11 protein-coding genes are annotated in these 11,982 nt (G+C 70.9%); 4 read left to right on the forward strand and 7 right to left on the reverse strand.

Annotated features, from left to right (window positions below):
* Positions 1-138: 138 nt before the first annotated feature.
* From I5071_RS17570 to I5071_RS17585, 4 genes are all read right to left on the reverse strand, one after another.
* Entirely contained in the window at positions 139-408 is a 270-nt protein-coding gene (locus tag I5071_RS17570) for a hypothetical protein (RefSeq protein ID WP_236606629.1), read from the reverse strand.
* A gap of 40 nt (positions 409-448) precedes the next feature.
* Positions 449-1,189, reverse strand: a complete 741-nt coding sequence (locus I5071_RS17575; RefSeq protein ID WP_236606630.1) for a hypothetical protein — start codon at positions 1,187-1,189, stop codon at positions 449-451.
* 108 nt (positions 1,190-1,297) lie between these two features.
* The gene (locus I5071_RS17580; protein WP_236606631.1) at positions 1,298-2,110 is read right to left on the reverse strand and encodes a hypothetical protein; all 813 of its coding nucleotides are present in this window, start codon (positions 2,108-2,110) and stop codon (positions 1,298-1,300) included.
* 290 nt (positions 2,111-2,400) lie between these two features.
* Positions 2,401-4,074, reverse strand: coding sequence for a CTP synthase (locus I5071_RS17585; RefSeq protein WP_236606632.1), 1,674 nt, complete (start codon positions 4,072-4,074; stop codon positions 2,401-2,403).
* Positions 4,075-4,524: 450 nt separating this feature from the next.
* Between I5071_RS17585 and I5071_RS17590 the strand changes: the two genes are divergently transcribed.
* Together I5071_RS17590 and I5071_RS17595 are read left to right on the forward strand one after the other, a co-directional pair.
* Positions 4,525-5,127: a 3-hydroxyacyl-CoA dehydrogenase NAD-binding domain-containing protein gene (locus I5071_RS17590; protein ID WP_236606633.1), complete on the forward strand. Its 603-nt coding sequence runs from the start codon at positions 4,525-4,527 to the stop codon at positions 5,125-5,127.
* Between the two features lie 76 nt (positions 5,128-5,203).
* On the forward strand, positions 5,204-6,088 hold the full coding sequence (locus I5071_RS17595) for a hypothetical protein (RefSeq protein ID WP_236606634.1): 885 nt from the start codon (positions 5,204-5,206) through the stop codon (positions 6,086-6,088).
* A 168-nt stretch (positions 6,089-6,256) separates the two neighbouring features.
* Here the strand turns inward: I5071_RS17595 and I5071_RS17600 are convergent, their stop codons facing one another.
* The gene (locus I5071_RS17600; RefSeq protein ID WP_236606635.1) at positions 6,257-7,372 is read right to left on the reverse strand and encodes a metallophosphoesterase; all 1,116 of its coding nucleotides are present in this window, start codon (positions 7,370-7,372) and stop codon (positions 6,257-6,259) included.
* Positions 7,373-7,480: 108 nt separating this feature from the next.
* On the opposite strand from I5071_RS17600, the gene I5071_RS17605 reads away from it, so the two are divergent.
* On the forward strand, positions 7,481-9,190 hold the full coding sequence (locus tag I5071_RS17605; protein WP_236606636.1) for a metallophosphoesterase family protein: 1,710 nt from the start codon (positions 7,481-7,483) through the stop codon (positions 9,188-9,190).
* A gap of 31 nt (positions 9,191-9,221) precedes the next feature.
* Entirely contained in the window at positions 9,222-11,108 is a 1,887-nt protein-coding gene (locus tag I5071_RS17610; protein ID WP_236606637.1) for a tetratricopeptide repeat protein, read from the forward strand.
* Here the strand turns inward: I5071_RS17610 and I5071_RS17615 are convergent.
* Together I5071_RS17615 and I5071_RS17620 are read right to left on the reverse strand one after the other, a co-directional pair.
* Positions 11,098-11,514: a hypothetical protein gene (locus I5071_RS17615; protein WP_236606638.1), complete on the reverse strand. Its 417-nt coding sequence runs from the start codon at positions 11,512-11,514 to the stop codon at positions 11,098-11,100. The genes I5071_RS17610 and I5071_RS17615 overlap by 11 nt on opposite strands.
* Positions 11,511-11,978: a hypothetical protein gene (locus I5071_RS17620; protein WP_236606639.1), complete on the reverse strand. Its 468-nt coding sequence runs from the start codon at positions 11,976-11,978 to the stop codon at positions 11,511-11,513. The genes I5071_RS17615 and I5071_RS17620 overlap by 4 nt, the downstream gene beginning before the upstream one ends.
* Positions 11,979-11,982 lie beyond the last annotated feature (4 nt).

Consider the following 11,982-nt stretch of genomic DNA (forward strand, 5'->3'; position numbering starts at 1 on the left):
CAGTTTTCGGAGGGGTCTTGGAAGACCCCTCCCCCCGACCGGCAAAGCCGGATCGAGTTCCCCCACCCCGAACGCTGCGCGCGGGGCCCCAGCCCCGCTTGCTCTCGTTCGCGCAGCGTCCGATTCATCGACGACCTCTCAGCGCGGGAGCGCGATCTCGACGAGCGCCCACCACAGCAGCGTCGCGCCACCGAGCGCCGCGCCCGCCGCGACCCGGCCGCGCCACACGCTCGGCGCCGCGCGCTCGGTCGCTCCGCTCGCCACGACTGCGAGCGCGCCGAGGCACTCCACGCAGTGGTTCACGCCCTCGATCTTCGTGCTGCACTCCGCGCACACGCGGCCGCGGCACTTCACGCAGACGCCGATCGCCTCGCGCGCGGGATGGTTCCGGCAGGCGACGATCTGCACTCGAACCTTGTAGGAAACCCCGCGCGAGCGGTCAATCGCGCTACATCCGCGCGGCGCTCGCGACGCACACGCCGGAGCCGGGCGGCGAGTACGCCTGGGCCACGCAGCGTCCCTCCTCGAGCGGACAGCTCGTCGGGTCGTCCACGCGGCAGACGCGCACGCACGTGCGCGACGGGACGCCGCCGCAGAAGAACCCGGGCCCGCAGTCGCGCGCTTCGAGGCAGGGATCGCCGACGTCGCCCTCGCCCGCCCAGCGGCACACCGTGCGCGCCGGATCGGTCTCGATGTAGCAGCCCTCGCCGGGCGCGCAGTCGCGCTCGGGCGCGAGCACGTCGCAGGTACGCAGCGCCCCGCAGCGCCCCCACTGCGTCGGCACGCCCGTCACCAACACCGCGTCGGCGCGACAGTCGACCTCGTCCTGGTCGCCGCACGCGCCGCGATCGCTCGGACAGCAGATGCGCGCGCACACGCCCTCGCCCGGCGTGGTCGCGCCGAAGCACGCGAGCATCGGCGCGCACTCGTCGTCGCTCACGCAGATCTCGCCGTCGCGGCGCTCACCGATGCTCGCCACGCACTGCGCGACGCGATCGACCAGGGCGCACACGCCCGCATCTCCATCGCCGCACGAGCTCGGCGCGCGCGGATCGCACGCCGACGATCCACACGCGCCCCCACCCGCATCACGCGCGCTCGAGGCGTCGCTGCCGATCGTGCCCGCATCCACGGCGGCCGCGTCGCTCGGGTTGACGCCGCCCTCGGCGAGGGCGGCGTCCCGGAGCATGCCCGCGTCCGGCTCCTCGCGATGCGTATGCCCGCACGCCGAGAGCGCGAGCATCAGCAGCGACGGGAGGAATGCGGCGGAGCGACGAATGCGATCGGCCTTTCGCGATCAGGTGCCGGCCGCGGCCACGCAGACGCCGTGCGTCTCGGGGAACGTGTCGACGCCACCGCACTGCATGCCGTCCGCGCAGTCACCGGCCTCGCCCATGCGGCAGATCGGCGCGCAGATGCGCGTCCCGCCGGGCGGGGTCACACACGCGCTGCCGGCCTGGCAGAGGTTGCCCGGGCCACACTCGCCTCCGGGCGCAACCGGCCCCGCGGCACGACAGTCGGTCGAGCCGTCCATGCTGAGGAAGACGCAGGCCTCTCCGGCCTCGCACCCGGTCTGCGGAACGACGCCGCAGCCCGACGGCACTTCGCAGATGCCGAGCGGCATCGCGTTGCTGTACTGCGTGCAGAGCTGGCCCGACCCGGCCGTGCAGTCGCTCGCGCGACCTTCGCAGCAGTAGCGGCGACACACACCGTCGTCGCCGCAGCCGAAGCCGGGAAGGCATCCGGTCACTTCCGCCGGATCGCACGCCTCGCCCTCGTCGGCGGTGCCCGCGTCCCCACAGAACGTCGTGGGCTCGCCGCCTTCCTCGATGATCGCGATGTAGCAGCCCTGCGTCGCGTTCGGGCAGTTCTGCATGATCACGTCGCACTGGCCGCCGGCGATCGAGCAGACGCGACCGCCGCCCCCACCGCCATCGCCGCCCGCGTCGTCCCCGCCACCGCCGCCGCCGTCCGTTCCCCCGCCGGTCCCGGAGTCGACGCCCGAGTCCATCAGGCCTGGACGGCCATCGTCGTCGTCGCCGCACGCGACGAGCGTCACTGCCAGGGCGAGCGCGAGCGCGCCGCGCTGCCACTTCCGTTCAAGCACCATCCGAGCCTCCGAGCAGAAAGTCGTCGTCATCGAAATCGGACTCGAACGTATCGCGGCTGTCAACGATGCGGCGAGCGCAAGAGCACGCCTCACGCCAACGCGGAATTCTCGGGATCCCTGGGGCGCCGACTCTGACTTCGGTGTCGCGATCCGCTCGACGTCAGCGACAGGTCTGCACGCAGGCCCAGAACGCGAAACGCCCGCTCCCTCGCGAGAGCGGGCGCTACCCGTGGCGAAGCAACCGGGTGGGGACCCACGCGCAGCTCGAGGGGTCCCCCGGGTAGCTCGGCTCAGTGCACGAGCTTGCTGGCCGCGCCCTCGCTCACGTCGGTGCGCGTCTCGGTGCGCGAGCGCGCGTCACGGCGCGAGAGCGATGCGCGCACGAAGCGCGTGAAGAGCGGATGCGCCGCGTGCGGGCGGCTCTTGAACTCGGGATGGAACTGACAGCCCACGAAGTGCACGTGCTTGGGCAGCTCGATCATCTCGACGAGCCCGAGCTCCGGCGAGAGCCCCGACATCACCATGCCGGACTGCTCGAGCCGCTCCTTGTACGCGTTGTTGAACTCGTAGCGGTGGCGGTGGCGCTCGCTCACCTCGCTCGAGCCGTACATCTCGGCCGCCAGGCTGCCCGGCACCAGCGCGCAGCGATACGCGCCGAGGCGCATCGTGCCGCCCTTCGCCTTCACGCCGCGCTGATCGGGCATCAGGTCGATCACCGGATCGCTCGCGTTCGGATCGAACTCGGTCGAGTTCGCGCCCGCGACGCCGCACACGTGACGCGCGAATTCCACGACGGCCATCTGCATGCCGAGGCAGATGCCGAAGAACGGGATGCCGTTCTCGCGCGCGTGGCGGATCGCCTGGATCTTCCCCTCCGCGCCGCGCCCGCCGAAGCCGCCAGGCACCAGCACTCCGTCGACGCCCGCGAGCTCGCGCTCGACGTTCGACGCGTCGATGGTCTCGCTGTCGAGGTACTTCACCTCGATCTTGCACTCGTTCGCGAGGCCGCCGTGCGACAGCGCTTCGTGCAGCGACTTGTACGAGTCGCGCAGGTGCACGTACTTGCCGACGAGCGCGATCGTCGCGCTCCCGCGCGGCGGGTTTTTCATGATCTCGACGGTGCGGTGCCACGCACCGAGATCCGGCGGACGCGACCAGATGTTGAGCCGCTCCGTGATCTGCTCGTCGATCTTCTCCGCGTGGAGCGCGATCGGCAGCTCGTAGATCACGCTCACGTCGGGCGCCGAGATCACCGCGCCGACCGGCACGTTGCAGAAGTGCGCGATCTTCTCCTTGATCGACCGCGAGAGCTGCTTCTCGGTGCGGCAGATCAGGATCTCGGGCTGGATGCCGAGGCCGAGCAGCTCCTTCACCGAGTGCTGCGTGGGCTTCGTCTTGAGCTCGCCCGCCGCCGCGATGTTCGGGACCAGCGTGACGTGCACCGAGATCGCGTTCTGCGGGCCGGCCTCGTGGCGCAGCTGGCGCACCGCCTCGAGGAAGGGCAGCGACTCGATGTCGCCGACGGTGCCGCCGACCTCGACGATCGCCACGTCCGCCCGCGACGCGACGTCGATCACGCGCGCTTTGATCTCGTCGGTGATGTGCGGGATCACCTGGATCGTCGCGCCCAGGTACTCGCCGCGTCGCTCCTTCGAGATGACCGCGTCGTAGATGCGCCCGGTCGTGAAGTTGTTCGCGCGCGTCATGCGCGTCGACGTGAAGCGCTCGTAGTGACCGAGATCGAGATCGGCCTCCGCGCCGTCGTCGGTCACGAAGACCTCGCCGTGCTGGTACGGCGACATCGTGCCGGGGTCGACGTTGATATAGGGGTCGAGCTTGACGTTCGTGACCTTCAGACCGCGCGCCTCGAGCAGCGCGCCGATCGACGCCGCCGCGAGCCCCTTGCCGATGGAGCTGACGACACCGCCCGTCACGAAGATGTACTTGGTGCGTCGGGTGCTCATCGGTCGTGGTCCTCCGCGAGAGGTCCGGTCGCGGACCCTCGTCTCGTTCGAGCTGGTGTCGTTCCGGGGCCTGGCGTCCCGGGAACGAGCGCTGGATGTCTCGTCGAACGCCCGCGAGGAGCGGCCGACGTCGCCGTGCTGTGGGTCAGTGCCGTGGAGTCGACGAGGCGGGTCGGGGAGGTGCCTCGTCCGGCCGTTTCTCCTGGAAGGACCAGAAGACACGGCGCTGCAAACACGGAGCGCGACTGTACGGAGGCGTGGACCGACGCGCAAGCCAACCCAGGTCTGGGACCGTGATTGACATCGCGTTTACAGGGCTCGAGGAGCAACACCCGACGAGCCCGACGTAGAACGTCGCGTTGACGTCACGCCACGAGCGTTTAGATCCCGGTGTGAACGTGTAAACTGCTCCGGGCGATCGCGACGCACTCGAGACGAAAGAAAGAGCGCATGTCCTTCAGCACCGTGAGCGTCGTTGGCTCGGGCCCAGTCGGTTGCCGCATCGCGCTCGCGTGCGCCGTCGAAGGCATGCCGGTTCGTCTGCTGCGCGCGTCGCGCGGCGATCTCGCGGCGATCCGCACGCGCGTCACGCGCCGTCTCGGGATCGCGGTCGAGCGCGGCGAGATCACGATCGCGCAGCGCACGCGCATCGAGTCGCACGTCGAGGTCACGCACGATCTCGCGCGCGTCGCCGACGTGGATCTCGTGATCGACGCGACGCCCTCCGATCCGCGCACGCGTCGCGCGCTGCTCGCGACGCTCGAGGCGCGCATGAGCGGCGGCGCGGTGCTCGCGACGGCATCACCGGCCGAGCGGCTCGTGGAGATCGCGGAGGTGCTTCGCCGTCCCGATCAGCTCGTCGCGATCCAGTTCCGCGGCGAGGTGCACGATCTCGGGATCGAGCTCTCGGTGCTGCCCGAGACCGCGCCCGGTGTCGTCGCCGCAGCACGCGCGTTCTGCGCGCTGCTCCGTCACACGCCGCTCGAGCAGCAGAGCCAGGCGCCGCGCGTCGGCTATCGCGAGTGGCTCTCGCAGCCCGTCGCCGCGGAGTGAGCCGGAACGTCCTCTCGCACGTCTTGACGCTCGTGCTCGCGGCGTAGTCCGCTGAGCGAACGAGGGGACGACGCGCATGAGGACGACGGTGCTGGCGATCGCGGCGATCGCGATGCTCGCGATCACACCGCGCGAGGCGACCGCGCAGTACGGCGGCATGGTCCCGCGTCACTGCGGGATGAGCGCGGGCTACGAGACCTACGGGCCGCTGGCGGTCGGCTCGATCGTCACGCTCGGGATGCACACGCCGTGGGCCGGCGACGCGAACTGGACGCCCGAGATGAACGGCTTCGTCGGTCGCACCGCGCGCGTCACGCAGCTCGCGGGGGTCGACACCGCGGGCTGTCCCGGCGTGCGCGTCGATGCGGACGGCGGGCAGTACTTCTGGCGCATCCGCGACGCGCAGATCGCGGGCGGGCTCCCGATGGAGATCCCACGCGTCTGCGACATGAGCGCGGCGCAGTACGGGCCGATCGGCCCGGGGACGATGGTGCTGCTCGGCTTGCACGCGCCCTGGCGCGGAGATGCGAACTGGGCGGCGGAGATGAACGCGTGGGTCGGTCGGATGGCGCGCGTCACGTCGCTCGAGGGCATCGACGGAGTGGGCTGTCCGGTGGTCCGCGTCGACGTCGACGGGGGCCAGTACTACTGGCGCGTGCGCGACATGCAGCTCGCGGGGACGAGCATGCCGATGGGCCTCGGCGCCGCGCTGCCGCGCTGGTGCGGGATGACGGACGCGACGACGTCGTACGGGCCGATCGTGCCCGGCGCGGTGATCGTGCTCGGTCGTCACTCGCCGTGGAACGGCGACACCAACTGGGCGGCCGAGATGGAGCGCTTCGTCGGCGTGCGGGCGCGGGTCACGCAGCTCTCGGGCATCGACACGATGGGCTGCCCCGGCGTGCGCGTGGACGTCGACGGCGGCCAGTTCTTCTGGCGCATCCGCGACGTCGGGTTCTGAGTCCCTGCCGGAGTGCTCGTCCCGCAGGTCCCGGACGGGAACGCGCGAAGCGCGCGGACGGTAGGGACCGGCGGGCGAGCCGAGTTTTGTCCCTGCCGGAGTGCTCGTCCCACAGGTCCCGGACGGGAGTGCGCCGACGGAGGGACCGGCGGGCGAGCCGATTCTTCGCTACCGCTCGCGATCTTCGAACGTCGGGAGCTCGCGCGCGGGGCCGTCGAGCGTCGCGAGATCGTCGAGCCCCTCGGGCGGAGGCGGCGGCGACGCGAGCTCGTCGAGCTCCGAGGGCGGCGGAGGCGGTGCCGAGAGCCCGCGGCCCTGCTTCTTCAGCTCGGCGAGGTACTTGCGCGCTTCGCGGATCTCGCGCTGCAGCTCGCGCTTGAACACGTAGTCCTGGCGCTTCTGCGTGAGCTCGGGCGAGGGCTTGCGACCCGCGAGCGCGACCTGCTCGTCGTGGTGCTCGTCGAAGTCGTGCACGTCCGCGCCGAGCTCGAAGATCGCGAGCTCGCGCCGACCCCGCTCGCCGATGCGCAGCGGCATCACCGCCGCGCCGATCCCCGCGCCCACGTAGACCGCGCCGAGGGGCGCGCCCGCGCGCTTGCCGTAGAGGCCGTGCACGTACTTGTGCCCGACGATGCGCCCGAGCGCGAGCTCGTGCAGGCGCGCGAGCGTGACCTGCCCCGCGTGCGTGTGGCCGGCGAGCACGAGCGGCACGCCGCGATGCCACAGCGCGTCCGCTTCCTCCGCGATGTGCGAGAGACCGAGCGAGGGGAGATCGCGGCGCAGGCCCTTGAGCGCCTTCTCGCGATCACAGTGGCCGGTGTACGAGTCGTCGAGCCCCACGACCTGGATGCGCTGGTGATCGAGGGTGATGACCGTGTGCTGGTTGCGCAGCACCTCGACGTCCGCCTTCTTCAGCGCACGCGCGACCTCGGGAGCGCCCGACCAGTAGTCGTGGTTGCCGAGCACCGCGATCGTCGGCGCCTGGATCCCGCTCAGCGTCTCGACGAGCTGATCCAGATAGAGCTGGCTGTGGCAGACGAAGTCGCCGGTGATCACGACGAGGTCGGGCTTCTCCTCGTTGGTGAGCTCCACCGCGCGACGCTGCACCGCCATCGGAGTCACGCGACCGAAGTGCAGGTCGGTCAGGTGCGCCACGCGCATGTGCGCGAGCTGCTCCGCGTGCTTGGCCGTGCCCTGGAAGCGACGCACCTCGATGCGCGGCTTGCGCGTCGCCGCCTGCTTGCGCTGGTCTTCCAGCGAGTCGTTCGTCGTTCGGGGGCTCATGGGCCGGCGGGCCTGCCATCCCCGCTCCGAGTCGATGCGGACCGCATTCGCAACAGGAGCGATTGTAGGGACCGAATCGCGTTCCGTCGATCCGGTATGATCGCACCCATGCTGACCTTCAGCCGCGATCCGCAGGTCGCCGAGAAGCAGATGCAGGCGATCATCTTCTCGCTCACGACGTTCGGGCACATCGACGGAGACTTCGACGACCGCGAGCGCGCGTTCGTGAAGGAGTTCATCGGCAAGCTCGTCACCCATCGTGTAGCGACCGGCATGCCCGAGGCGACGCCCGAGGTGAAACGCGACGTGGCGGAGCGCTTCACCAAGCACTTCCACGAGACGTTCGAGAACATCGAGCGGTGGGTCGCGGAGGTGATGAGCGAGCCGATCAGCAAGGACGACTCGCGCGACGAGGTCGTGCACGCGAAGCTGAAGCTGCGCTGCTTCGAGCTCTTCAAGAGCTTCGATCGCGCGAGCCAGGAAGCGGTGCTCGAGACGGTCGACGAGTTCATCCTCGCCGACGGCCACTCGCATCCTGCCGAGACGAAGTTCCGCAGCGAGCTCGCGGCGCTGCTCGGCGCGAACGACGAGGTGCCGATCGAGGTCGTCGACGACGCGAGCGGCGTGCCCGTGCGCCTCTCCGAGCCGATCGATCTGCGCCTGCGCGTCGATCGTGGGGACAAGGCGGATCACCCGTTCTTCAAGCAGTTCGAGCACCACTACTCGAGCCAGCCCGAGCGCATCCAGAAGCAGGTGCAGGCCGACCTCGCGCTGGTCGATCGGATGATCGACGTGCTCGCGGAGCAGCGCAGCAAGGGCGCGGGCAAGCTCGAGGGCAAGAAGACGGTGCAGGAGCTCGAGGGCGGCGACGCGTTCCTCGACGGGCACGTCTACGTGATGCCGATGAAGCCGGGACGACGCTACGAGCTCGTCGTGCTCGGCGATCTGCACGGCTGCTACTCGTGCCTCAAGGCCGCGATCATGCAGACGCGCTTCTTCGAGAAGGTCGAGGCGTTCCGGCGCGATCCCGACAACGCGCCCGAGCCCAAGCTCGTCCTGCTCGGCGACTACATCGATCGCGGCATCTTCAGCCTCAACGGCGTGCTGCGCACGGTGATGCAGCTCTTCGTGACCGCGCCCGATCACGTCTGCGTGCTGCGCGGCAACCACGAGTACTACGTCGAGTACAAGGGACAGATCTACGGAGGCGTGAAGCCCGCCGAGGCGATCAACACGCTGAAGCCGTACCTGCCGCTCGACGTCTTCCGTCGCTACATGGCGCTCTTCGAGGCGATGCCGAACGTGCTGCTCGCGGGCAGCACCATGTTCGTGCACGCGGGCATCCCGCGCGATCGGCTGATCAAGGAGCGCTGGAAGGACCTCTCGTCGCTCAACGATCAGGACATGCGCTTCCAGATGATGTGGAGCGATCCCGCGCACGCCGACGTGATCCCCGCGGCGCTGCAGGAGCAGACCGCGCGCTTCCCGTTCGGGAGGCTGCAGCTGCAGGCGTTCCTCTCGCGCATCGGGTGCAACGCGCTGGTGCGCGGCCACGAGAAGGTCGAGGCGGGGTACGAGCGGGTCTACGACGATCCGAACGGCACGTTGATCACGCTCTTCTCCGCGGGCGGCGCGGAGAACCAGGATCTGCCGGAGAGCTCGAGCTATCGCAGCGTCACGCCCAAGGCGATGTTGGTGACGCACCAGGACGGGACGACGGAGATGGCGCCTTTCGACCTCGACTGGCGTTCCTACAACGACCCTGCGCACAACGCGTTCTTCAAGAACCCCATGGAGATCGAGCATCGCGTCGAGTGATCGAGACGCGCGCGCCGCTCGGGCAGTCGCGATGGTGATCGCGATCGTGCTGAGCGGTGTCGCGCATGCGGCGCGCGCGCAGGAGAGCGCGTGCGGCGCGCTCGCGCCCGCGGCGTGCGCGCGTGAGGCGAGCGCACGCCTCGAGCAGGATCCGACGCGCTCGGTCGCGATGCTCCGGAGCGCGTGCGATCGCGGCGAAAGCGAGGGGTGTCGCGTGCTCGGTGCGCTCCACGTGCTGGGGCGCTTCGTGGCGCTCGACGTGGTGCAGGCGCACACGCTCTTCGGCATCGCGTGCGACGCGGGCAATGATCGCGCGTGCTTCGATCTCGCGCGCATGCTGGCGCGCGGCGAGGGCGGGCGCGCCGAGCCGGAGCGCGCGATCACGCTGCTCGAGCGGGCGTGCGACGCGCGGGTGTGGGCCTCGTGCGGCGAGCTCGCGGGGATGCTCGAGCGCGGTGATGGAGGGATGCGCGCCGACGCGGAGCGCGCGCGATCGCTCTACGAGCGCGCGTGCGAGAACGACGATGCGGCCGCGTGCGAGGTGCTCGCGGATCGCGCGGAGAGCGACCCACGACGTCGCGTCGCGTGGCTCGGGCGCGCGTGCGAGGGCGGACGTCTCGCGGCGTGCGAGCGATGGGGCGAGGCGCTGCGCGAGAGCGACGCCGAGCGCGCGGCGGGCGCGCTGCGCCGCGCGTGCGAGGGCGGCGTGCTCTCCGCGTGCAACGGGCTCGGCCTGATGCACGAGGACGGAGCGGGCGTGGCGCGCGATCTCGAGCGCGCCCTCGTGCTGTTCCGGCGCGCGTGCGACGGCGGCATCGCGCTCGCGTGCAACAACGTCGGGCGCTTCGTCGAGGACGGGATCGGCGGGGCGCGTGCGGACGTCGCCGCGGCGGCGCAGCTCTACCAGCGCGCGTGCGAGGGCGGCGCGCCGGTCGGGTGCAACAACCTCGCGCTCCTGCACGAAGAAGGTCGCGGCGTCGTGCAGGACGCGACGCGCGCGAGAGAGCTCTACGAGCGCGCGTGCGACGGCGGCGCGATGCTCGGCTGCTACCACCTCGCGATCGCGCTCGACGAGCGGCGCGAGGCACGGCGCGCGACCGAGCTGCTGACGCGCGCCTGCAGCGAGGACGTCGCGATCGCGTGCACCACGCTGGGCGCGCGCTTCGAGGCGGGACGCGGCGTGATGCAGGATCTCGCGCAGGCGTCGTCGCTCTACTCGCGCGCGTGCAACGACGAGGATCGGCTCGGCTGCGTCGCGCTCGGATCGATGATGCAGGAAGGGCGCGGCGTGCCTCGGGATCTCGCGGGCGCGGCGCGGCTCTTCGCGCACGCGTGCGATGCCGGCGAGCTCGCGGGGTGCACGCGGCTCGGGCTGATGCACCAGTCGGGCGAGGGCGTCGCGGAGGACGCGGGCCGCGCGGTGACGCTCTTCCGGCGCGCGTGCGAGGGCGGCGAGCTCCGCGGGTGCAACAGCCTCGGGTACATGTTCGAGCGCGGGCTCGGGGTGGGCGCCGACGCGGTGCGGGCGCGCGATCTCTATGCGCGCGCATGTGACGGCGGTGTGCTTCGCGGGTGCAGCAACCTCGCGGTGCTCCATCTGCGCGGCGAGGGCGGCGTGCCCCAGGACACCGCGCGCGCGGTGCAGCTCTTCGAGCGCGCGTGCGAAGGACGCAACGGGCTCGCGTGCACCAACCTCGGTGCGCTCGTGGAGAGCGGCGGCGCAGGGCTGAGCGCCGATCCCGCGCGCGCCGCATCGCTCTATCGACGCGCTTGCGAGATCGGCCACGCGCGCGGCTGCGCGCAGCTCGCGGACATGCTCGACGCGGGACGCGGCGTGCCGCGCGACGCCGAGCGCGCGAGCGCGCTGCGTGCCCAGGCGTGCGGCCAGGGCTACGAGCGCGCGTGCGTCAGCCGTTGATGCTGCGCACCCACTCGATCGCGCTCTCGTAGCTCGCGAAGAGGCGCGTCGGCGCGGTCGGTCGCGCGAGGCCGAGGAACACCGACGCCGCGGCGCGCCCGAACACGGTCCCGCCCACCAGCGCGAAGCACGTGATCGACGCGGGATCGGGCTTGCTCGTGTAGACCTTGCGCGCGCCGGGCTGCTGATCGACCAGCCGATCCATGAAGACGATCGACGCGCCGCGCGTCCCGCGCGCGCGCCAGTGCGCGTGCTGGAACGCGACGCTCTCCGCGGCCGTGCGCTCATCGTCGATCGAGCGCTCGTGCGGGACGATCGCGATCACGCGTGGCTCGATCTCGTAGAAGTCCGCGTTGCTCGTGTGGCCGAGCAGCGTCCACCGCGTGATGTCGGGCTCGCTGCTCATGCCGTGCGCTCCGCGCGCAGCGTGCGATCCGCGCTCTGGTTGGTCTGACGGCACCACGCGAGCGCCGCATCGAACGTCGCGAAGAGCTTGATCGGCACGCTCGGCCGCGAGAGCCCGAGGAAGAACGACGCCATCGCGCGCGTGAGCATCGTGCCTCCGACCAGCGCGGTGCACGTGAGCACGTCGTCCATCGACTGATAGACGGCGCGCGCATCTTTGTTCTGCGACGTCATGCGGTCGAAGAAGATGACGATCGCACCGCGCTTGCCGGTCGCGCGGAAGATCTCGCGCTGCCTCGCGACGTTGTCGCGCGCGGTCGCGCCGTCGTCCTGCGAGCCCTCGTGCGGGATCGCGACGAGCACGTCGTCGTCGAGCCGGTAGTACGCGGTGTTCCGACTCTCGCCGGCGTGCGTCAGGCCGTGGCTCTGCACGAGCGAGCGAACGAGGTCGTCGGGGTCCGGCATCGTG

It is taken from the genome of Sandaracinus amylolyticus (assembly GCF_021631985.1).
GTDB lineage: Bacteria > Myxococcota_A > Polyangia > Polyangiales > Sandaracinaceae > Sandaracinus > Sandaracinus amylolyticus_A.

What these genes read in the sequence shown, in the direction of transcription:
- I5071_RS17595 (WP_236606634.1), top strand. Translation starts at nt 5,204, where the DNA reads ATGAGGACGACGGTGCTGGCGATCGCGGCGATCGCGATGCTCGCGATC.
- I5071_RS17580 (WP_236606631.1), bottom strand. Translation starts at nt 2,110, where the DNA reads ATGGTGCTTGAACGGAAGTGGCAGCGCGGCGCGCTCGCGCTCGCCCTG.
- I5071_RS17615 (WP_236606638.1), bottom strand. Translation starts at nt 11,514, where the DNA reads ATGAGCAGCGAGCCCGACATCACGCGGTGGACGCTGCTCGGCCACACG.
- I5071_RS17620 (WP_236606639.1), bottom strand. Translation starts at nt 11,978, where the DNA reads ATGCCGGACCCCGACGACCTCGTTCGCTCGCTCGTGCAGAGCCACGGC.
- I5071_RS17605 (WP_236606636.1), top strand. Translation starts at nt 7,481, where the DNA reads ATGCTGACCTTCAGCCGCGATCCGCAGGTCGCCGAGAAGCAGATGCAG.
- I5071_RS17610 (WP_236606637.1), top strand. Translation starts at nt 9,222, where the DNA reads ATGGTGATCGCGATCGTGCTGAGCGGTGTCGCGCATGCGGCGCGCGCG.
- I5071_RS17585 (WP_236606632.1), bottom strand. Translation starts at nt 4,074, where the DNA reads ATGAGCACCCGACGCACCAAGTACATCTTCGTGACGGGCGGTGTCGTC.
- I5071_RS17590 (WP_236606633.1), top strand. Translation starts at nt 4,525, where the DNA reads ATGTCCTTCAGCACCGTGAGCGTCGTTGGCTCGGGCCCAGTCGGTTGC.
- I5071_RS17575 (WP_236606630.1), bottom strand. Translation starts at nt 1,189, where the DNA reads ATGCTCCGGGACGCCGCCCTCGCCGAGGGCGGCGTCAACCCGAGCGAC.
- I5071_RS17600 (WP_236606635.1), bottom strand. Translation starts at nt 7,372, where the DNA reads ATGAGCCCCCGAACGACGAACGACTCGCTGGAAGACCAGCGCAAGCAG.